Consider the following 20,415-nt stretch of genomic DNA (forward strand, 5'->3'; position numbering starts at 1 on the left):
CATCGTTTTTGTTGAAAACGGCGTACTTATTGGCTGTAATACAAAATACATTCATAGATGTATGTTTACCTGATTTTTATTGTTCTTGTCTCAATAGTTGATGCTGGGGTTGTGTGATCGGCATTGTTATAGGGATCGCGTTTTTGGAAGAGGTGTACCATGTCGCGCAGCAAATATTTAACCCTTTCGGTTGCAGTATCCATCGGGCTTTTAACGGCATGTGGACCCAAGGCTCCCGCCGGGGGCGACGTACCACCAATTGAAGTCGGCGTAGTCGTGGTAAGCGAATCGACCGCGGCTATTACATCTGAACTACCTGGACGTACATCTGCCTTCCGCAAAGCTGAGGTTCGCCCGCAAGTGAGCGGGATTATCCAGAAGCGTTTATTTACCGAGGGCGCCGAAGTCAAAGCAGGCACGCCTTTGTACCAAATTGATCCAGCCCCGTTTGAAGCCGCGCTAACGAGTGCCCAAGCGGAGCAATCCCGCGCTGAAGCTAACTATGCGACCGCGAAAGCACGCAACGCGCGCTTCCAAAGTTTGATTGCCTCTAAAGCGATTAGCCAACAGGATTTCGATGATGTGCAAGCTGCCTTCTCCCAAGCGCGGGCGAATCTGGAGATTGGCAAAGCGGCGGTAGAGAACGCACGCATTAATCTTAAATACACCAAAGTTCTCGCGCCGATTAGCGGCGTGATCGGTAAATCCAGCGTGACCGAAGGCGCTTTGGTGAGTGCTGGCCAATCGCAAGTCTTGGCAACTATTCAACAACTCGACCCAATCTATGTCGATGTTTCCCAATCGGTTGATGAAATGCTAAAGCTGCGTCGCCAAATGATGAGCGGCAAGTTGTCCGCACCTGGCGAGACCAAAGTGAAGCTCGTGTTGAGCGATGGCTCTCGTTATGCGCAGGAAGGTCGCTTGCAGTTCTCAGAAGTCGGCGTTAGCGAATCCACGGGAACGGTAGTGCTGCGCGCACTTTTTCCCAATCCCGATAAATTGCTTCTACCAGGCATGTTCGTGCGCACTGAATTGCAAGATGGTGTGCACGCAAAAGCCATCTTAATTCCGCAACAAGGCGTAACGCGTGATCGTTCCGGCGGGGCAACAACGCTGGTGGTAAATAAAGAAAACAAAGTGGAACTTCGCCCCATAAAAACGAGCACCGCCGTTGGCGACAAATGGTTGGTGGATGAAGGTTTGGCGGTCGGCGATCAGGTCATTGTGGACGGTTTGCAAAAAGCAAAACCGGGTGCGACTGTGAAAGCGGTTCCTGCAAAAATCGCGACTAAGACCGGGGAGTAACCAGCATGGCGAAGTTCTTTATTGATCGCCCGGTGTTCGCTTGGGTAATCGCAATTTTAATTATGCTGGCCGGTGCGCTGTCGATTTTTAAATTGCCCATCGCCCAGTACCCGGAAGTAGCGCCACCGTCCGTAAGTATTAACGCGAATTATCCCGGCGCTTCCGCACAGACTGTTCAAGATACTGTGATTCAAATTATCGAACAGGGTCTAACGGGAATCGACAATGTGCAATACATGTCGTCTACCAGTGAATCCAGCGGGTCGGGTAGTGTGACGCTAACTTTTTTGGCGGGCACCAATCCTGATATCGCACAAGTTCAAGTGCAAAATAAATTGCAAACCGTAATGCCTTTGTTGCCGCAAGAGGTGCAACAGCAAGGTATTCGCGTAACAAAATCTTCTGCGGGCTTTTTATTGATTATCGGTTTTGTATCTGCCGATGGTCGCATGGATAAATACGATATTGCCGATTACGTTGCCGCCAATGTGCAAGATCAACTGAGCCGCGTAAACGGTGTTGGGCAAATCACTTTGTTTGGTTCGCAATACGCCATGCGCGTGTGGTTGGACGCCAATAAACTCGCCACCTTCAATTTAACCGCAACCGATGTTACCGCTGCGATTAAAGCGCAAAACGCGCAAATTGCCGCGGGTGAGTTAGGTGGCACACCAGCGCTTCCTGGCCAACAAGTCAACGCGAGCATTGTTGTGCAAACACGCTTGTCCACGCCGGAACAATTTAAAAATATTTTGTTGCGTGTGAATAACGATGGTTCGCAAATTCGCTTGGGTGATGTGGCACGTGTTGAGCTTGGTGGTGAGAATTATCAATTCGAAACCGAGTACAACAATCGCCCCGCAACGGGTATGGCAATTACCCTCGCTGCTGGTGCAAACGCATTAGAAACTGCGGATGCGGTGCGTGCGCGTATCACGGAACTCTCGCAATTTTTTCCGCAGGGAATGGAAGTGGTTTATCCCATGGATACCACACCTTTCGTTCGTCTTTCTATTAAAGCCGTAGTTGAAACGCTGGTTGAAGCGATCATCCTTGTGTTTTTGGTGATGTATTTATTCCTGCAAAATTTCCGCGCGACTTTAATTCCTACGATTGCTGTGCCTGTGGTTTTGTTGGGTACTTTTGGTGTGCTTTCTGTGTGCGGGTTTTCCATCAATACGCTAACTATGTTTGCCATGGTGCTCGCCATTGGTTTGCTGGTGGATGATGCGATTGTGGTGGTGGAGAACGTCGAGCGGGTCATGGCGGAAGAAGGCTTATCACCGCGCGAAGCCACGCGAAAATCCATGGGACAAATTACCAGTGCGCTGATTGGAATTGCGTTGGTGTTAGCGGCGGTGTTCGTACCTATGGCATTTTTTGGTGGATCAACCGGCGTTATTTATCGCCAATTTTCTATCACCATTGTGTCGGCCATGTTGTTGTCTGTTGTTGTGGCTCTAACGCTCACACCTGCGCTTTGCGCCACCTTGTTAAAACCTGTTGATCACGATCATTACGAGAAAAAAGGTTTCTTCGGTTGGTTTAATCGCAACTTCAACAAAGCAACAACGCGCTATCAATCTACCGTGCGCGGCATGCTCGGTCGCACCAGTCGTTTTATGGTGATTTATGTTGCGATTGTGATTGTGTTGGGGCTGTTGTTCACGCGTTTGCCGTCATCGTTTTTGCCCGACGAAGACCAAGGCTACATGTATACGCAAATGTCTCTGCCAGTAGGCTCCACCAAAGAGCGCTCGATTGCTGTGATGAACCAAATTGAAAAACATTATTTGGAAACAGAAAAAGACAATATACGTTCTGTGTTTTCGGTAATTGGTTTTAGCTTTAGTGGTCGTGGTCAAAATAACGGTATCGCTTTTGTCAGTTTAAAAGATTGGAGCGAGCGCACGCATTCAGGTCAGGATGTGCAAAGCGTTGCCAAGCGCGCCATGGGAACCTTCTCCAAAATTAAAGAAGCCATGGTATTCCCCTTTGTGCCCCCAGCCATTACGCAGTTGGGCACATCAACGGGTTTCAATTTGCAGTTACAAGATCTCGGTGGTATTGGGCACGATGCGATGATTGAAGCGCGCAATCAATTTTTGGGCATGGCTTCAAAAGATGCGCGCTTGGTCAATGTTCGCCCCAACGGTCAGGACGATACGCCGCAATTTAAATTGGATGTGAATCAAGAAAAGGCAGCGGCTTTGGGTGTTTCGCTCAGTGATATCAACAGCATTTTCAACACCGCTTGGGCCGCATCTTATGTGAATGATTTTATCGACCGCGGGCGCGTCAAAAAGGTGTTCGTGCAGGGAGATGCGCAATTCCGTATGTTGCCGGAGGATGTTAGCAACTGGTATGCGCGTAACAACAAAGGCGAGATGGTTCCTTTCTCGGCCTTTACGACGGGACGCTGGATTTTCGGTTCACCGCGTTTAGAGCGTTACAACGGTGTTGCTTCCATCAATATCAACGGGCAGGGCGCTCCCGGTGTAAGCTCCGGCGATGCCATGCTAGCGGTGGAAGAAATCATTAAAAAGCTTCCGGCGGGTGTGGGCTACCAATGGACGGGCATGTCATTTCAAGAGCGCCAGTCCGGCAATCAAGCACCTATGCTTTACGCGGTATCCATCTTGGTGGTGTTCCTTTGCCTTGCTGCGCTCTATGAGAGTTGGTCGGTGCCCTTTGCGGTTATGTTGGTGGTTCCGCTCGGTGTGCTCGGCGCGGTACTGTTTGCAATTGGGCGCGGGCTTTCCAATGACGTTTATTTCCAAGTTGGTTTGCTAACGACGATTGGTCTCGCCTCCAAAAACGCGATTTTAATTGTGGAGTTTGCCAAGTCCCTGAATGAACAAGGTATGAGTTTGTTTGATGCCACCATGGACGCCGTGCGCATGCGCTTGCGTCCTATCATCATGACATCGCTCGCGTTTATGCTGGGTGTAACTCCTCTGGTGATTGCCCATGGGGCAGGTTCCGGTAGCCAAAATGCAATCGGTACGGGCGTGTTCGGGGGAATGCTATCGGCAACAGTTTTGGCGATTTTCTTCGTGCCGGTGTTCTTTGTGGTGGTGTTTCAGTTGGCGAAGAAGTGGTTTCCGAAGAAGGGTGAATGACCCTTAACCCCAATCCTCCCCTTGAAAAAGGGAGGGGGCTAGCTGTACCTCGTAATTAAACAGGGAGTACAGCTCCTCCCTCTTTTCAAGGGGGGAGGTTGGGAGGGGGTTATGCTCTCTACCTTTGCAGGAGCAGTTACTGAGGGGGTTGCCGTTACCGTAAATCCTGCCCCAAAAGCCTGCTTTTTATCCTCCATCCCGCTTTTATCCTTGCATCTCCCCCACTAAATCCCTAGTATACGCACCCCCAACCGGCCCGAAGTGTTTTGATAGATAAGTCGGGCTACTCCTTGTCTCACCGCATCCAGTGGGAGACTTAACCCGTAAGGAGCTATACATGCGTCATTACGAAATCGTTTTTTTGGTTCACCCGGACCAAAGCGAACAAGTTCCAGCAATGGTAGAGCGTTACACCTCTGCTGTTAAATCTAGCGGTGGTCAAGTTCACCGTTTGGAAGACTGGGGCCGTCGCCAATTGGCTTACTCCATCAACAAAATCCACAAAGCTCACTACGTTTTGATGAACATCGAAGCTAGCGAAACCGTGTTGGAAGAGTTGACCACCAACTTCCGTTACAACGATGCGATCCTGCGCAGCTTGGTAATCCGCGAAGACGCGGCTATCACTGAAGAATCGTTCATCCTCAAGGCTGAGAAAGAAGGCCGTGAGCGTAAAGCACGTCCACCACGCGCAGAGCGTCGTGACGACCTGGATGCAGATGACTTGTCTGATGAAGACGATGTTGATGCTGATGAACTTGATGAAGAGCAGGAGGTTTAACCATGGCACGTTTTTTCCGTCGTCGTAAATTCTGCCGTTTCACTGCTGAAGGCACCAAGCAAATCGACTACAAAGATGTTGAAACCTTGAAAGCCTACATCACCGAAACCGGTAAAATCGTTCCAAGCCGTATCACTGGCACTAAAGCTAAATACCAACGTCAGTTGGCTACTGCTATCAAGCGTGCTCGTTACTTGGCTTTGATTCCATACACTGACAGCCACGAGTAAGGGGTAATAGAGATGGAAGTTATTCTGCTCGATAAAGTAGGTAAATTAGGCGCTATCGGTGACAAAGTTACCGTTAAGTCTGGTTACGGCCGTAACTACCTCTTGCCACAAGGCAAAGCGGTTGCTGCTACTGCAAAAAACGTTGCTGATTTTGAAGCTCGTCGCGCTGAATTAGAAGCCGCTGCTGCTGCCAAAATCGCTGAAGCAACTGCTCGCGCTGAGAAGTTGGCTGAGTTGACTGTAACTATCGCTGCTAACGCTGGTGACGAAGGCCGTTTGTTCGGTTCTATCGGTACTCGCGATATTGCTGAAGCTATCACCGCTGCTGGTGTTGCTGTTGCGAAATCAGAAGTACGTTTGCCACAAGGCGTTCTGCGTGAAACTGGTGCGTACGAAATCGACGTTCAGTTGCACGCTGAAGTGTTACAAGCTGTTAAATTGAACGTAATCGCTGAGTAATTAGCGGGTCTCAATAGCAGTTTTGTTTGTCGCAGTTTGCTGACAAGCAAGTGAAAATCGGGCACTATCGACAACCTTTCGGTTGACGTTAGCGCCCGATTTTTTTTGCCCATATAAAACCAATATCTATGTCCGACACCACTTTCGAAGAGACGCTCGCCAGCGAGCTGTCAGGAAAATCCACCTTACCCCATTCGGTAGAAGCCGAGCAGTCAGTGCTTGGCGGGTTAATGCTGGACAACAATCGTCTGGACGCGGTTTTGGAGGTCGTGAGTGAATCCGATTTCTTCCGCGAAGACCACCGCCTGATCTTCCGTATGATGGTTCACTTGCAAGAAGCCGGTGAACCGCTGGACGTTATCACCCTCTCCGAAGAGCTCCACAAACACAATGAGTTGGAGCGCGTTGGTGGCTTGGGCTATTTGGTGGAAATGGCCAACAACACGCCAAGCTCCGCAAATATAGTTGCCTACGCCAAGATCGTGCGCGAGCGTTCCACGCTGCGCCAACTGATTGCAGCCACATCGGAAATCAGCAAATCGAGTTTTAATCCCGCCGGTTTGGATTCCGACGATCTTTTGCAAATTGCTGAAAAACGCATTGCCGATATCGCGGAAGATCGCCCCAAAGAAGGTGGTTTGGTAGGCGTAAACGATCTGCTGAAAGCCACCGTTCAGCGTATCGACGAACTTTTTCGTTCGGGCAGCGACATTACCGGCGTGCCCTCCGGCATCACCGATTTGGATACGCGTACCTCCGGCTGGCAACCAGGCGAACTCATTATTCTCGCAGCGCGTCCTTCTATGGGTAAAACCGCACTCGCGCTTAACTTTGTAGAAGGCGCGCTCTTTAGTCAGCCAAAACCCGTACTCATCTTCAGTATGGAAATGCCCTCAGCGGCTTTGATTATGAGGATGATGTCGTCCCTCGGTCGCATCGACCAAGGCAAAATGCGTAACGGAAAATTAACCGAAGAAGACTGGCCGAAACTTTCCGCCGCCGTGCAAAAAATGAAAGACAAGCTGCTGTTTATCGACGATACCGGCGGTTTGAATCCGCAGGAAATGCGCGCCCGCATTCGCCGCATCGCACGCGAACACGGCAACCCCGGCATGATCATGGTCGACTATTTACAGTTGATGACCGTCGCTGGCGGTGGTGAAGGCCGTACGCAAGAAATTTCAGAAATTTCGCGCTCGCTCAAAGGTATCGCCAAAGAATTTGAATGCCCGGTGATCGCACTTTCACAGTTAAACCGCGGCGTGGAACAACGCCCCAACAAACGCCCCATGAACTCCGACTTGCGTGAATCGGGTGCGATTGAACAGGACGCCGACGTAATTCTGTTTATCTACCGCGATGAATACTACAACGAAGACAGCCCCGACAAAGGCACCGCCGAATTAATTATCGGCAAGCAACGTAACGGCGAAATCGGCACCTGCCGCGCCGCGTTTATCGGAAAATACACGCGCTTTGATAATTTGGCGCCAGAGTATTTCCAGAACAGTGATTATTAATGGGTTGAAGAAATTTAAATCTTTTTCGTTGAGCAGTAATCCAGTTATGAATATTGAAATTTGCGCAGCGAAAAATGAAAACGTTGCAGAAATATCCAGCTTAACGGCTGAACTTGGTTACACGACTAATGAAACGCACACAAAAGAATGGTTAGGTTATTTATTAGATTCAGAAAATCACGGTGTGTTTGTTGCAATTAATAGCGGTAAATCAGTGTGTGGTTGGGTTGTCGTAGAAAAGCGAATTTCATTGGAGACTGGATTTAAGGCGGAAATTACCGGCCTTATTGTAGGTCAGAAATATCGGCGTCTAGGTATTGGCCAACAATTAATTACGGCCGCAGTGCGTTGGGCAAGGGATGCAAAACTTACAAAATTAGTTGTTCGCTCCAATATTCAAAGAGAAGAGTCTCACGTGTTTTATCAGTGCATTGGTTTTAAATTTAAAAAAACAGCACATAACTATGAGTTGAGTCTTTAGAAAGTATCTTTCATCTCCACTTCATTGCTCCGTCCTCAGGTAACAATATTTTCATGGACCGTGATACCCGATTCCTAGAAAAACTTCGCCGAGAAATTGCGCCGGGAACGCTCGAGTGGATTGGTTTACGTACGGAACGTCGCGGTGAAATTAAAATTGTTGAATCCGTTCAGGCGTTAGTTGGTTTGGGTTTGGAAGGTGATCATCGCTGTTTAAAATCCCCCGGTTCTGCGCGACAAGTAACTATTATCAGCAGCGAATATATTCATCAAATCGCACAGCAATTAGGTAAAGATTTTATCGACCCAACACTCTTGCGCCGCAATCTTGTTATTTCAGGAATGAATTTAAATCTGCTGCGTTTTCAGCGTTTGCAAATCGGTGAGGCCATTTTGGAAACCTCCGCGCTCTGCGACCCTTGTTCGCGGATGGATGAAAATTTAGGAACGGGCGGCGCGGCTGCTATGTTTGGTTATGGTGGTTTGTGTGCGAAAGTGGTGAAAGGCGGCTTGATTAAATTGGGGGATGCAGTCGTGCGATTGGAATCCGAAAAATCATCTAACCCAAGATCACTTAATCTCTTCGACAATTAAAAAGGCGCCCTAAGGCGCCTTTTAAACATCATCAATCTGCCGCCGCAGCCGGTGGCTTCCCACCTTGCGGTCTGCGCGTGAACAAGACCAATCCTGCAATTCCCCAGCACAACCAACCCGCAATCCAGAAGAAATCCAATGCGGACATTAAATGCGCCTGATTTCCCAGCTCGCGGCTAAGTACCGCGAGTGATTGGGTTTGGTTGAGTCCAGTTGCAGCGAGCTGGTTCAAGGATTCGCGCACGTTGGAGTCGTAAATGCTGGACATCTCGGCCAATCGGGTTTGATGTAGCGCTGCGTGGTCATCCCAAAAGGTGGTGGTGATGGAGGTTGCGAAGCTTCCGGTCACAATCCTCAAAAAGTTGGACAGGCCGGAGGCTGCGGGGATTTGGTGAGGTGGAACCCCATCCAAAATAATCGTCAGTAACGCGATAAAGAAGATAGCCATAGCGATTCCCTGTACGAGTAAAGGCATTATGTAAGCGCTGTAGCTCGCATCGGCGGTGTAGCCGGCACGCATAAAATAGGAGACACCGAACACGAAGAAAGCAAAGAGCGCAAAGAGTCGAGTATCAAATTTGCTGATGTATTTCCCCACAAAGGGCGAGATAAACACCGCAACCATACCGCTGGGCGCGGCGATTAAACCTGCCCAGGTAGCGTTGTAACCAAGCCAGGTTTGCATCCACAAAGGCTGCAGCACCACAGCGCCGAAGAACACGCCGTAACCAAGGCACAGGGCGAGTGTCCCAATGCTGAAGTTACGGTTTTTGAACAACGAAAGATCGATGATGGGATGCTTTTGGCTAAACTCCCAAATCAAAAAGGTAATGAAGCCAACCAGCGCAACCAAGCCCATAACGATGATGAAGCTGGAGTGGAACCAGTCGGCGTCTTTCCCTTTATCCAGCATGATTTGCAACGCGCCAACCCAAACCACCAGCAGGCCGAGGCCGATACCGTCCACCGGCAATTTGCGGGTGGGGGTTTCTTTGTGTTTCATGCCCTGCCAGCAAATGAATGCGCAGAACAAACCCACAGGCACGTTAATCAGGAAGATCCAGGGCCACGCGTAGTTGTCGGAAATAAACCCGCCCAAAATGGGGCCGCAGATGGGGGCAACTAGCGTTGTCATAGACCATACAGCCAGCGCCGCGCCTTTCTTTTCGGGCGGAAATAGCGCCAGTAACAGTGCTTGCGAGCCGGGGATCATGGGGCCGGAAACAGCGCCTTGTAACACCCGGAAAGCGATGAGCGATGGCAAACTCCAAGCAATACCGCACAGGAATGACGCCAGCGTAAACAGGAGCACGGAGGCAACGAAGGTACGTACCACGCCGAACCGTTGCATCAGCCAGCCAGTCAGCGGAACGGAAATACCATTCGCCACTGCGAAAGAGGTAATTACCCATGTGCCTTGGTCGGGCGAAACGCCCAAATTACCGGCGATGGTTGGAATGGACACGTTAGCGATGGTGGTATCCAGCACCTGCATAAAGGTGCCGAGCGCCAGCGCGGTTGCCACCAAACCCATAGGTAGCCCGGCGCCAGATGTACTTGGTGCGCCGGAAGTTGGTTGTGCCGCAGCGGTGCTCATTAGAGAACTCCGCTCGCGGTTTTAGGTTCACGGCTGTTGCGTTTGATGATGTCCGCAATTTTGAGGTCGAGCTGGCTGTCATGCTCGCCGCTCACGACGACCTGTTGCGGCGCTGTGCGAACCTGAGTGGCAACCAGTGAGCCGTCGGTGTTGTGCATATCCACGCTCACACGCATGGAAAGACCAATACGCAGCGGGTTTTTGGCCAGTTCTTGCGGATCAAGCGCGATGCGCACAGGTACGCGTTGTACGATTTTAATCCAGTTACCTGAGGCGTTCTGCGGCGGAAGCAAGGCGAAAGCCGCGCCACTGCCAGCGCCTAAGCCAGCAATTTTTCCGTGATATTTCACGTCCTTTCCATAAATGTCAGAGTAAACCTCTACCGGCTGGCCGACACGCATGTGTTCCAATTGCACCTCTTTGAAGTTTGCATCAACCCAAGCGTTTTCCAGCGGAACCACAGCCAGCAAGGGCGTGCCCGCCGCAATGCGGCTGCCAATTTCCACGTTGCGACGTGCGACTGCGCCACTTACAGGAGCTACCACGTGGGTACGCTTCAACGCCAAAGAGGCTTGGCGCAAATTCGCGATAGCGGCCAATACTTGTGGGTGATTGGCGATGGTGGTGTTTTCCACTTGGGCATTATTGGTTTCCAGCTCTTCTGTGCTGGTTGCCAAAGCGGCTTCCAATTGCGCGACCTGATCTTTGGAATGTTGCAACTCTTCCGCAGAGACACCACCTTCGTTAGCCACTTTCAAACGGCGTTGCAAATCTTCACGGGCACTTTGCAAGGCGATTTGACGTGCATTAATCACTGCTTTTAAACCGCTGGATTTCGAAAAAAGCCCGCGTACGGTACGTACCGTGCGTGCAAGTTCAGCCTCGGCAGCGGCCACGGCGATCTGTGCATCGGCAGGGTCTAGCTCAAGCAAAACTTGGCCGCGCTCTACGTGCTGGGTGTTATCCACGTTTACCGACAATACGGTGCCGGAAACTTCGCTGGTGATTTGCACCATGTCAGAGGCAACGTAGGCGTCGTCGGTTTCTTCGAAGTAACGTGAATGCAAAAAGTAGTAAGCCGAATAGGCAACTGCACTCAGGGCGACAACCGCGCCGAGGATTAACAAGCGTTGGTTGCGTTTGCCGGTTGCGGCAGCGTTGGATGAATCAGTAGCGGGATTATTCATGTTGGCCTCCCTGTGCGAGAACAAAGTGGGTATCGGGATCAAAGCTGCCACCAAAGGTGAGGAGGAGCGTGACCCGGGTAATCAGTAATTGGGTATTGATGGTGATTAGCTCGCGGCGTGCGTTAATCACTTGGGTTTCGGCGTTCAGCAAGCTGAGTTGCGAACTTAAACCCGCCTTGTAGCGATCTTGCGCCAACTTGTAAGCAGCCTCGGTTGCGGTTGCGAATTGGTTGGTTTGCGCTAATTGGCGTTTGAGCGAGTCGTAGCGGGTCAGCTGGTCTGCCACGTCGCGAATCGCTTTAAGCAGGGTTTCGTTGTAGCTCGCCACTGCGCCGTCCAACTCAGCGGTTGCACCTATGTAGCCAGCTTTCAAGCGTTGGGAATCAAAGACTGGCAAATGCAAGGCTGGACCCGCGCCGTAAATGGTGCTGCCAGAATCGCTCAACTTATCCAAACCTACGGCTTGTAAACCCACAAAGGCTTTGAGGTTGATATCGGGGTAGAAAGCCGCTTTTGCTGCAGCACGGCCAGCCGTTGCGGCTTCTACGCGGGCTTTAGCCGCCAAAATATCAGGGCGACGTGACAGCAAATCCAGCGTAAGTTCACTAGGCAAAGGCAAGGTTGCATCGGGCGTAATGTGCGGGCGACCGATCTTGTCGTAAGCATCGGCACCGCGACCAGACAGCGCGGCCAAATTGTGGATAGCTATATCGCGCTGAACTTCTGCCTGCAAACGAGAGTTGCGCGCTTGGGGCAGGGCGGCTTCGGCCAGTTTGAGTTCAAGCTGCGTGTCCAAACCAGCCCGCAAGCGGCTCTTGGTGATATTGAGCATGGTTTCGCGCTGGCGCTCGTTCTGCTCAGCCAAATCGGCCAGCGCGTAAGCGCGGAACAAAGCCACGTAGGATTGCGCCATAGCGCCGGACAAGGCTAAGCGTGCGGTTGCACTATCCAGTTCGGCAGCGAGCACTTTGTTGCGTGCTTGCTTAAACAGGTTCGCTTGCGCACCCCAAAAATCCAAATCCCACGACAAGCCCAGAGTTGCTTGACCCATCCAGGCCATATCGCCACCGGCTACACCCAAGCCCGCCTCTTTAGGTGGGTAGATGTAGTTTTCAGACAGGCGCTGATAGGTTTCATCGGCATCAATCGCAAAACCAGGGCGCAACTTGGCACCGGCGGCTACCGCTTGTGCTTGCGCGCCGCGCACGCGAATCAGCGCTTCACCCAAGCTTGGGCTATTGGCCAGCGAGTCATCAATCAGTTGGTTGAGCTGTGCATCGCCAAAGACCTTCCACCAACCTTCAGCCGCGCGGGGTGATGCGGTTTGACTTAGGCCCAAGGTCTTGGTGTCAATGGGGGTGATGCGTGTTTCTTCTTTAGGTGGCGATACGCAGCTGGACAGGCTAATCGCCAGCGCCAGCGGCAGATAGAGGTGCTTTATCCTTGAATTCATAGTTCTTCCTCTTCGGAGGTAAAGGCTTGTTCAAAGCAGGTTTTTAGCTTGCCGAGCATGCGGTTTAACTCTGCAAACTCCTCAGCGCTAAAGGGTGAAAGGGCTTCATTCAGGCTCATGATGAAAGGCGGTGTCAGGTCTGCCAATTTGGCGCGGCCAGCTTCGGTAATAAGCAACTTGACCACGCGGCGATCCTGCTGGCTACGCTCGCGCTCAACAAATCCGCGGTTTTCCAGCTGATCGACCATACGCGTAATAGCGCCGTTGTCGTGTGAGAGAGTGCGGCACAAATCGCTTGCGGTTTCCGCATAACCGTCCTTCAGCTTCACCAGCGCGAGCCACTGCATAAAGGTGATGTCGTGGTTGGCAAACACGCGGTCTGCGCATTCGTGCATCAGCTGATGGTTGGTTTTCAGCAAATAGCCCAGGCTGTTCTTGGGGCTAAAGTTGAAGGGGTCGTAATGTTGGACCATAAATTCTTGCCTCGCCAAAATTTGTCGCGTCAAATATTGTTTTGGCAATATCTGCCTTAACAATGTCTGCTTTGGCAGATATTAGTGATCAAGCCGAATAGGGTCAAGCCTAAGGGCAGGCGTAAGGAGCGAATGTTTACAAATGTCATTCTGGACGAGGCTTATTTGCAGGCTAAAATTTGAGCAATCAAAAATGTACTTGGCTAAGGCAAAGGTGTATTATCCGCGCCCGTTTTAAACTCCCGAAAAAGGCCACTGAATGCAGGTTTTTCACCATATCCAAAGTCTTCGCGATGCCTTGGCCAAAGAACGTGCCGCCGGTAAACGCATTGGTTTTGTGCCGACTATGGGCAACTTGCACGATGCACACATAGAGCTGGTGAAAATCGCTAAGCGCAATTGCGACGTGGTGGTAACGAGCATTTTCGTGAACCCGCTACAGTTCGGGCTCAATGAGGATTGGGATAAGTATCCACGCACGCTTGCGGCGGATAGCGCCAAGTTGGAAGCCGCCCACTGCGATTACTTGTTCTGCCCCAATGATAAAGAAATCTATCCCAACGGCATGGCCGAGCAGACACGTGTAATCGTACCGACCATGACCGATGTGCTCTGCGGCGCAAGTCGCCCCGGCCATTTTGAGGGCGTGACTACCGTTGTTACCAAGCTGTTCAATATCGTTCAGCCCGATGAAGCCGTTTTTGGCGTTAAGGATTTTCAGCAATTGGCGGTTATTCGCCGCATGGTGGAAGACCTGTGTATTCCCATCAAGATTGTGGCGGGCGACATAGTACGTGAGGCCGATGGCTTGGCCATGAGTTCGCGCAACGGTTTTATTACGGCCGACGAACGCCCCCGCGTGGCGCAGCTGAGCCGCAGCTTGAACTGGGTGAAGCAGGAAATCACCAACGGCCGTCGCGATTTCAGCACCTTGGTGGAAACCGCCAAAGAACAAATTTTGAATGCAGGTTTTAAGGTTGATTACCTGAGTATTTGCAACAGCCGCACTTTGGAAATGGCGGCGCACGACGATAAGGAAATTACCATTCTGGGCGCCATGTATACACAAGGCGCGCGCTTGATAGATAATGTGTCACTCGTTTTGAGCTAAGCTCAAAGCGAATTTTAGGGCGGGATAGTAGAGATCCCGAGTGTGCGCTGAGGCGGCACTCAAACCGGGGCGCTGGCAATTCATTGACCAGCGATGGAAGTCGATGAAGGACTATGGTTGCGCGGCAATCATCCCGATTGAACAGCAACCTCCTTGTACTCTTAGCAATTGATTATTCGGCTTCTGGAGATTGTTATGTTAACTCACATGCTCAAAGCAAAATTACACATGGCCAAAGTCACCCAAGCGGAACTTTGGTATGACGGCTCCTGCGCGATTGATGCTGATTTGGTGAAATTGGCTGGTATGCGCGAGTTCGAACAAATTGATATTTACAACGTGAGCAATGGTGAGCGTTTCCACACTTACATCATTCTCGCGGAAGCGGGTTCGGGCACTTTTTCAATGAATGGTGCAGCTGCGCGTAAAGTATCCGTAGGTGACCGCGTGATTATCGCCACCTATGGTTACTTTAACGATGAAGAGTTAGCGGCGCATAAACCCAAATTGGTTTACCTCAATGAAGACAACACAGTAAACCGCACCTCTGATTCGATTCCGACGCAAAACCAAGATACAAAACCGCTCAAATAAGCAGAGCAGTTGTTCTAAAAAGCCGCAAACGCGGCTTTTTTTGTTTTTGATTCTCGCAAAAAAATTAAGCTGCGGAGGCACGCTTATTTTTGGTCAGGTTTGGCGCTTTCTCTGTTAAGTATTTCCAATAGCGGCGTGGCATGTGGCGAAGATGTAAGCGCGGGTTATCGCGTTCTTTAATGTTTACGCTATTAAAATAAGCCCCCCACAAATCCTGAAACTTCATTTCCTGTTCGTCTAGGGCGAGAAGATTTTTATCTTGCTTATTGAGTTCGCTCGCGGATATAAACGCACAATCTTCCAAATCATACATGAGCCCATAACCGCGCTTGCAATCCAGAATTAACCAAGGTTGATCGGCGTAACGGCTTTTAAAATGCGAACCTAATAGAGGCAACACATTGAAGTCGGGTTCAACGGTGGCGAAAAACAGCCCGCTTTGCGTTTTTTGAAAACGCACGAAGGCGTGCATGCGGTGAACTTCGCGTCCAATCATGCGGTCAATTTGTGCAGCTTGCAGCACAGTGGCGTTGGCAAAATTGTTTAAGACGTCGGCGTCTTTTGCATCCATGATGATTTTTATTAGCCGGTAAATAGTCATCTCAACCTCTGTGATTTCGGAGAGAAATAGATGGTAAATCAACTGACCTCCGCGACTGTCAGAATAATTATCCACGGCGGTAATAACGCGTTCTGCCTGTTCCGTATTGGTGGTGATATGGCAAACCTCATCCAGCAAACTGGTTTGTAAAAGATCGGGCAAAGCAATTTGCGTGGGTGGTGTTTTGGTGGCGTAAATGTGAAACACGCAGCTAAGCAAACCTTCAAAACTGCCATCGTAGGTGTAGGTTTTCATGGCAAGCTCCTAGGCGAACAAGGGCAACTGATTTTTCTGGCTGAATTTATCAGCGACCAAAAATTGCTTTAGCTCGTGCATTTGGTAATCTTTTCGAGGCGAAAATAATCCCGGGCATTGAATGAAAAACCGCGCACGTTTGAGCGCAACGCCCATTTGTTGCAAGTGATCCAAATGTAAGCGCTGATAAATTCGCGCGCTCACAATTTTCTTCGCTGATTTAATGCCAATACCCGGCACGCGCAAAATCATTTGATAGTCGGCACGGTTGATATCGACCGGAAAAAGCTCCGGGTTGCGTAAGGCGTAGCTGACTTTAGGGTCAACTTCTAAATCCAGATTCGGATTTTTATCGTTTACTATGTCGTTGATATTAAATTCATAAAACCGCAGCAACCAATCGGCTTGGTAAATTCTGTTCTCTCGAACCAAAGGTGGCGAGGGCAGCAATGGAACGCGGTTGTCAGTTTTAATGGGCACATAACCCGAGTAATAAACGCGCTTTAACTTTTGCTTCTCGTAAAGGTTGTTGGCCAGCTGCAGAATTTGCTGATCGCTTTCCGGTGTTGCACCCACAATCAATTGCGTGCTTTGGCCCGCGGGTAAAAACAACGGAGTTTTGCGCAGATGTTTTTTCTCATCGGTGTAACGTATTTTTTCGTCCGAGAGGTAATTCATGGGCGTAATGATGTCGGCGTAGTTTTTCTCCGGCGCCACTTTCTTTAAATTCATCTCCGAAGGAATTTCAATATTTACGCTCAAGCGATCAGCGTAAAGGCCGGCTTCGTGTAACAACTCCGGGCTTGCGCCGGGAATCGCTTTTAAATGAATGTAACCGTTGAAATTGTGCTCAGTGCGTAAGGTTTTTGCGACGCGTACCAAGCGCTCCATAGTGTTGTCCGCACTTTTGAATATCCCCGAACTTAAAAACAAGCCTTCAATGTAATTGCGGCGGTAGAAGTTGATGGTCAATTCAACGACCTCTGCGACCGTAAAGCCAGCGCGTTTTACATCGTTGCTGCGGCGGCTTACGCAGTAGGCGCAGTCGTAAATGCAGTGGTTGGTCAGCAAAATTTTCAGCAGGGAAACGCAGCGACCATCCTCGGTGTAACTATGGCAAATCCCCATTCCCGTTGCGTCACCCAGCCCCTTGTTATGATTGGCGCGCTTGCTGCCGCTGGAGGAGCAGGACGCATCGTATTTGGCGGCGTCTGACAAAATCGTCAGTTTTTCCAGTAAGTTGCTCATGGTTGGGACCCTCGGTTAACTATTGCTAACTGTATATTTAACCAGTTGTTAAGGGCAAGCAATAAATGCGCGTTTGGAACTGCGATGTAGGTTTAAAAACGCATAAATTTTTGTTTAGAGCTGAAAATCCTCTAAGCGAACTGTTAAGCTAAACGCCGACTTTTGGCGTGCTACGGGGGGTGAAACCTGTTACATGGCGCGCATCTGTAAAACAAAATAACAGTAGTGAGAATCAACCATGTCAGACGTGCAGCTTTACCCTGTTCCCGATCATTTTAAAAAAATGGATACGCTCAATTTCGAGCAGTATCAAGCCATGTACCAGCAGTCAGTTACAGATCCAGATGCTTTTTGGGCAGAGCAGGCCAAGCAGTTTTTGACATGGCAAGCACCTTGGTCGCAGGTGACCAAGAGTGATTTGAAAAAAGGTGAGGTGGCTTGGTTTATCGACGGCAAGCTTAATGTGTCGGTTAACTGTATTGATCGACACCTTCCCGCCCGCGCAGACCAAGTGGCGATTATTTGGGAAGGTGACGACCCGGACGAAGATCAATTTATTTCCTACCAAGAGCTACATGACGAAGTTTGCCAGCTCGCCAATGCCTTACGCGCCCGCGGCGTGAAGAAGGGCGACCGCGTTTGTATTTACATGCCCATGATTCCCGAGGCGACCTATGCCATGCTGGCTTGCGCCCGCGTTGGTGCGATTCATTCAGTGGTGTTCGGTGGCTTTTCTCCTGAAGCCCTGAAAGACCGTATTTTGGATGCAGATTGCCAAGTGGTGATCACCGCAGATGAGGGTTTACGCGGTGGCAAGCGCGTTCCCTTAAAAGCAAACACAGATACAGCGCTAGCGAGCTGCCCGAATGTTCATACCTGCATCGTGGTTCGCCGTACCGCAGGTTCAATTAGTTGGGATAACGCGCGCGATTTCTGGTACCACGACCTTATCGCCAAACAACCTACAAGTTGTGAACCAGAGGTCATGGATGCGGAAGACCCACTGTTTATCCTCTACACCTCGGGTTCAACCGGCAAACCCAAAGGCGTATTGCACACAACCGGCGGTTATTTGCTGCAAGCAGCCATGACCCACAAATACGTATTCGACTATCAAGAAGGCGATACCTATTGGTGTACGGCGGATGTGGGTTGGGTGACCGGCCACAGCTATATCGTTTACGGCCCGCTGACCAACGGCGCGACTACCTTGGTATTTGAAGGTGTTCCAACTTACCCGGATGCATCGCGCTTATGGCAAGTCATCGACAAGCATCAAGTCAACATTTTCTACACTGCTCCAACCGCCATTCGTGCGCTTATGGGTGCGGGCGATGACTGGGTGAAAAAGACTGCCCGTTCCAGCTTGCGTGTGCTCGGCACCGTAGGCGAACCAATCAATCCTGAAGCTTGGGAATGGTACTACCGCGTAATTGGCGATAGCCGCTGCCCGATTGTAGATACTTGGTGGCAAACCGAAACCGGTGCACACATGCTCACTCCGTTGCCCGGCGCCATTGCCTTGAAACCCGGTTCAGCGACTCTTCCCTTCTTCGGCGTACAGCCAGCGCTCTTGGATGCAGAAGGAAAAGAAGTGCTCGGTGCGGGCGAGGGCAACCTCGTAATCAAAGCTGCATGGCCAAGCCAAATTCGCAGCGTTTACGGCGATCACCAACGCTGCATCGACACCTACTACAGCACATACCCCGGTTACTACTTCACTGGTGACGGCGCACGCCGCGATGAAGATGGCTACTACTGGATTACCGGCCGCGTAGACGACGTACTTAACGTATCCGGCCATCGCATGGGTACTGCCGAAGTTGAATCTGCATTAGTGTTGCACGAAAAAGTTGCCGAGGCTGCTGTGGTCGGTTACCCGCACGACATCAAAGGCCAAGGCATTTACGCCTACGTGACTTTGATGAGCGGCGAAGAACCCAGCGATGAATTGAAAAAAGAATTGCTGTCGTTAGTGGTAAAAGAAATCGGCGCAATCGCACGCCCCGATATTATCCAATGGGCACCGGGTTTACCCAAAACTCGCTCCGGCAAAATCATGCGCCGCATTCTGCGCAAAATCGCCGCCAACGAAATTGATTCATTGGGCGATACCTCAACGCTTGCAGATCCATCCGTAGTGACGCAGTTGATTGAGAATCGGGCGAATAAATAATTGTGTTTGAGTGATGAAAAGGGGTGCAGTATTTGCACCCCTTTTTTTGTGGATTTAATGTTGCATATGGATGAATATATGAAAATGCTTAGCAAAAAATTTTTATCGTTTTCTGCCCTTTTGGCTATAGCGTTGAGCACAAATTCGTTTGCAGGAATTTCGGTGCAGGAACAATCGGAAAATAAACAAATTCCGGAAACCCAAACCAAACTTTCTCCTCTTGATCGATCAATTATAAAGCCTGTTTTAAAACCTAATTCTTGTGGCGAACCTGTTTATCCAGCAACTTCACGCAGGGATAACGAAGAAGGAAAAGTTGGTGTGGAATTAAGGATTAATGAATCCGGTAATGTAGTAGATGCCAGAGTTGCGGTGTCATCCGGCTTTGCAGCATTGGATGAAGGGGCAATTAAATTTTTGTCGAATTGCAAATTTGAACCTGCGATTAAAAACGGCGGACCTGTTGCTGTTTGGTACCCTGTCTATCACCGCTGGCGTCTAGCCGATAGTCCAGAACAAAAACTTCCTTCGGAGGGAAATTATTCGTTTGAAGATAAGACTCCGCCCGCTACATTTATGAGTCAATTTAAAGAAAGTTGCAGTCTTTATGTTTCCTCATTTAATAATAGCGAAACAGAAAGTTTTGAATCTGTTAATTTTAAAAAAATTACCGAAGCAGAAGTTTGCAGTTGCGCAGAAACGCTTATTAAAGCCGATAAATATTTAAAACCTTTCACCGTTGAAAATGCGCCCGACGTTGAAAAAACAATGGATATCGAGATTTTTACGGCTTATACCGCAAGGAAAACAACGGCCGTAATTTTTGAATGCACGGCAAAAGCACTTGAGGAGTCAATCGGTAGGCTCGATCCTCCTAAAAATAAAAGGGCGACTCACAGTCGCATCTTAGAGAAGACTAATTGGTATTAGTTGGGTCGAATTTGGCGCCATTACTGCTTCGTTTGATACTGAATGTAACGGTGATAGTCTTGATCTCACTCTCGTTGTTGGAATTTTAGTCATGTTTGTCATAATGCACCCGGCATAAGGTAATTTGCCGTTAATTGAAATTTAATAAAGAGGAATTTATTGTGAAATTAAATATATTGTTAGTCGCGCTAACTTTTCTAATATGTTCCTTTGCTAATGCTTTAGATATAAAGGACTACAGACCGGCTCCAAAGTATATCAATACCACCTATAAAGACGCTTATATCAATATGAATGGG

18 protein-coding genes are annotated in these 20,415 nt (G+C 49.7%); 12 read left to right on the forward strand and 6 right to left on the reverse strand.

Annotated elements, in window-relative coordinates; all coding sequences use genetic code 11:
• Positions 1–159 precede the first annotated feature (159 nt).
• From U1F02_RS04880 to U1F02_RS04915, 8 genes are all read left to right on the forward strand, one after another.
• Positions 160–1,305 (forward strand): efflux RND transporter periplasmic adaptor subunit, encoded by a 1,146-nt coding sequence (locus U1F02_RS04880; protein ID WP_409989242.1) that lies wholly within the window; start codon positions 160–162, stop codon positions 1,303–1,305.
• Positions 1,306–1,310: 5 nt separating this feature from the next.
• Positions 1,311–4,427, forward strand: coding sequence for an efflux RND transporter permease subunit (locus tag U1F02_RS04885; protein ID WP_409989243.1), 3,117 nt, complete (start codon positions 1,311–1,313; stop codon positions 4,425–4,427).
• Positions 4,428–4,764: 337 nt separating this feature from the next.
• A complete protein-coding gene (gene rpsF / locus U1F02_RS04890; RefSeq protein ID WP_409989244.1) occupies positions 4,765–5,208 on the forward strand; it encodes a 30S ribosomal protein S6 in 444 nt (147 codons plus the stop codon).
• Positions 5,209–5,210: 2 nt separating this feature from the next.
• On the forward strand, positions 5,211–5,438 hold the full coding sequence (rpsR, locus tag U1F02_RS04895) for a 30S ribosomal protein S18 (RefSeq protein WP_189418788.1): 228 nt from the start codon (positions 5,211–5,213) through the stop codon (positions 5,436–5,438).
• Between the two features lie 12 nt (positions 5,439–5,450).
• Positions 5,451–5,897: a 50S ribosomal protein L9 gene (gene rplI, locus U1F02_RS04900; RefSeq protein WP_409989245.1), complete on the forward strand. Its 447-nt coding sequence runs from the start codon at positions 5,451–5,453 to the stop codon at positions 5,895–5,897.
• Between the two features lie 128 nt (positions 5,898–6,025).
• Complete coding sequence (gene dnaB, locus U1F02_RS04905; protein ID WP_409989246.1) at positions 6,026–7,417, forward strand: replicative DNA helicase; 1,392 nt, start codon at positions 6,026–6,028, stop codon at positions 7,415–7,417.
• Positions 7,418–7,463: 46 nt separating this feature from the next.
• A complete protein-coding gene (locus U1F02_RS04910; RefSeq protein ID WP_409989247.1) occupies positions 7,464–7,898 on the forward strand; it encodes a GNAT family N-acetyltransferase in 435 nt (144 codons plus the stop codon).
• A gap of 53 nt (positions 7,899–7,951) precedes the next feature.
• Positions 7,952–8,491 carry an MOSC domain-containing protein gene (locus U1F02_RS04915; protein ID WP_409989248.1) on the forward strand — a complete coding sequence of 180 codons (540 nt, stop codon included), beginning with the start codon at positions 7,952–7,954 and terminating at the stop codon, positions 8,489–8,491.
• A 31-nt stretch (positions 8,492–8,522) separates the two neighbouring features.
• On the opposite strand, the gene U1F02_RS04920 is transcribed toward U1F02_RS04915, so the two are convergent.
• From U1F02_RS04920 to U1F02_RS04935, 4 genes are read right to left on the reverse strand one after another with little or no spacing between them, the layout of a single operon-like run.
• Positions 8,523–10,088, reverse strand: a complete 1,566-nt coding sequence (locus U1F02_RS04920) for a DHA2 family efflux MFS transporter permease subunit (RefSeq protein ID WP_409989249.1) — start codon at positions 10,086–10,088, stop codon at positions 8,523–8,525.
• Positions 10,088–11,275 carry an HlyD family efflux transporter periplasmic adaptor subunit gene (locus U1F02_RS04925; RefSeq protein WP_409989250.1) on the reverse strand — a complete coding sequence of 396 codons (1,188 nt, stop codon included), beginning with the start codon at positions 11,273–11,275 and terminating at the stop codon, positions 10,088–10,090. Before U1F02_RS04925 ends, U1F02_RS04920 begins: the two co-directional genes overlap by 1 nt.
• The gene (locus U1F02_RS04930) at positions 11,268–12,728 is read right to left on the reverse strand and encodes an efflux transporter outer membrane subunit (RefSeq protein WP_409989251.1); all 1,461 of its coding nucleotides are present in this window, start codon (positions 12,726–12,728) and stop codon (positions 11,268–11,270) included. Before U1F02_RS04930 ends, U1F02_RS04925 begins: the two co-directional genes overlap by 8 nt.
• Complete coding sequence (locus U1F02_RS04935) at positions 12,725–13,201, reverse strand: MarR family winged helix-turn-helix transcriptional regulator (protein WP_409989252.1); 477 nt, start codon at positions 13,199–13,201, stop codon at positions 12,725–12,727. Before U1F02_RS04935 ends, U1F02_RS04930 begins: the two co-directional genes overlap by 4 nt.
• A 259-nt stretch (positions 13,202–13,460) precedes the next feature.
• Between U1F02_RS04935 and panC the strand changes: the two genes are divergently transcribed.
• A complete protein-coding gene (panC, locus tag U1F02_RS04940) occupies positions 13,461–14,312 on the forward strand; it encodes a pantoate--beta-alanine ligase (RefSeq protein ID WP_409989253.1) in 852 nt (283 codons plus the stop codon).
• Between the two features lie 195 nt (positions 14,313–14,507).
• Positions 14,508–14,906, forward strand: a complete 399-nt coding sequence (gene panD, locus U1F02_RS04945; RefSeq protein WP_409989254.1) for an aspartate 1-decarboxylase — start codon at positions 14,508–14,510, stop codon at positions 14,904–14,906.
• Positions 14,907–14,970: 64 nt separating this feature from the next.
• Here the strand turns inward: panD and U1F02_RS04950 are convergent, their stop codons facing one another.
• Both U1F02_RS04950 and U1F02_RS04955 read right to left on the reverse strand, forming a co-directional pair.
• On the reverse strand, positions 14,971–15,762 hold the full coding sequence (locus tag U1F02_RS04950; protein ID WP_409989255.1) for a TIGR03915 family putative DNA repair protein: 792 nt from the start codon (positions 15,760–15,762) through the stop codon (positions 14,971–14,973).
• 9 nt (positions 15,763–15,771) lie between these two features.
• Entirely contained in the window at positions 15,772–17,010 is a 1,239-nt protein-coding gene (locus tag U1F02_RS04955; RefSeq protein ID WP_409989256.1) for a putative DNA modification/repair radical SAM protein, read from the reverse strand.
• 238 nt (positions 17,011–17,248) lie between these two features.
• On the opposite strand from U1F02_RS04955, the gene acs reads away from it, so the two are divergent.
• Positions 17,249–19,186: an acetate--CoA ligase gene (gene acs / locus U1F02_RS04960; RefSeq protein WP_409989257.1), complete on the forward strand. Its 1,938-nt coding sequence runs from the start codon at positions 17,249–17,251 to the stop codon at positions 19,184–19,186.
• Positions 19,187–19,264: 78 nt separating this feature from the next.
• Positions 19,265–20,116 (forward strand): energy transducer TonB, encoded by an 852-nt coding sequence (locus tag U1F02_RS04965; protein ID WP_409989258.1) that lies wholly within the window; start codon positions 19,265–19,267, stop codon positions 20,114–20,116.
• Positions 20,117–20,415 lie beyond the last annotated feature (299 nt).

It is taken from the genome of Cellvibrio sp. (genome assembly GCF_046347455.1).
Classification (GTDB): domain Bacteria; phylum Pseudomonadota; class Gammaproteobacteria; order Pseudomonadales; family Cellvibrionaceae; genus Cellvibrio.

What these genes read in the sequence shown, in the direction of transcription:
- U1F02_RS04880 (WP_409989242.1), top strand. Translation starts at nt 160, where the DNA reads ATGTCGCGCAGCAAATATTTAACCCTTTCGGTTGCAGTATCCATCGGG.
- U1F02_RS04885 (WP_409989243.1), top strand. Translation starts at nt 1,311, where the DNA reads ATGGCGAAGTTCTTTATTGATCGCCCGGTGTTCGCTTGGGTAATCGCA.
- rpsF (WP_409989244.1), top strand. Translation starts at nt 4,765, where the DNA reads ATGCGTCATTACGAAATCGTTTTTTTGGTTCACCCGGACCAAAGCGAA.
- rpsR (WP_189418788.1), top strand. Translation starts at nt 5,211, where the DNA reads ATGGCACGTTTTTTCCGTCGTCGTAAATTCTGCCGTTTCACTGCTGAA.
- rplI (WP_409989245.1), top strand. Translation starts at nt 5,451, where the DNA reads ATGGAAGTTATTCTGCTCGATAAAGTAGGTAAATTAGGCGCTATCGGT.
- dnaB (WP_409989246.1), top strand. Translation starts at nt 6,026, where the DNA reads ATGTCCGACACCACTTTCGAAGAGACGCTCGCCAGCGAGCTGTCAGGA.
- U1F02_RS04910 (WP_409989247.1), top strand. Translation starts at nt 7,464, where the DNA reads ATGAATATTGAAATTTGCGCAGCGAAAAATGAAAACGTTGCAGAAATA.
- U1F02_RS04915 (WP_409989248.1), top strand. Translation starts at nt 7,952, where the DNA reads ATGGACCGTGATACCCGATTCCTAGAAAAACTTCGCCGAGAAATTGCG.
- U1F02_RS04920 (WP_409989249.1), bottom strand. Translation starts at nt 10,088, where the DNA reads ATGAGCACCGCTGCGGCACAACCAACTTCCGGCGCACCAAGTACATCT.
- U1F02_RS04925 (WP_409989250.1), bottom strand. Translation starts at nt 11,275, where the DNA reads ATGAATAATCCCGCTACTGATTCATCCAACGCTGCCGCAACCGGCAAA.
- U1F02_RS04930 (WP_409989251.1), bottom strand. Translation starts at nt 12,728, where the DNA reads ATGAATTCAAGGATAAAGCACCTCTATCTGCCGCTGGCGCTGGCGATT.
- U1F02_RS04935 (WP_409989252.1), bottom strand. Translation starts at nt 13,201, where the DNA reads ATGGTCCAACATTACGACCCCTTCAACTTTAGCCCCAAGAACAGCCTG.
- panC (WP_409989253.1), top strand. Translation starts at nt 13,461, where the DNA reads ATGCAGGTTTTTCACCATATCCAAAGTCTTCGCGATGCCTTGGCCAAA.
- panD (WP_409989254.1), top strand. Translation starts at nt 14,508, where the DNA reads ATGTTAACTCACATGCTCAAAGCAAAATTACACATGGCCAAAGTCACC.
- U1F02_RS04950 (WP_409989255.1), bottom strand. Translation starts at nt 15,762, where the DNA reads ATGAAAACCTACACCTACGATGGCAGTTTTGAAGGTTTGCTTAGCTGC.
- U1F02_RS04955 (WP_409989256.1), bottom strand. Translation starts at nt 17,010, where the DNA reads ATGAGCAACTTACTGGAAAAACTGACGATTTTGTCAGACGCCGCCAAA.
- acs (WP_409989257.1), top strand. Translation starts at nt 17,249, where the DNA reads ATGTCAGACGTGCAGCTTTACCCTGTTCCCGATCATTTTAAAAAAATG.
- U1F02_RS04965 (WP_409989258.1), top strand. Translation starts at nt 19,265, where the DNA reads ATGAAAATGCTTAGCAAAAAATTTTTATCGTTTTCTGCCCTTTTGGCT.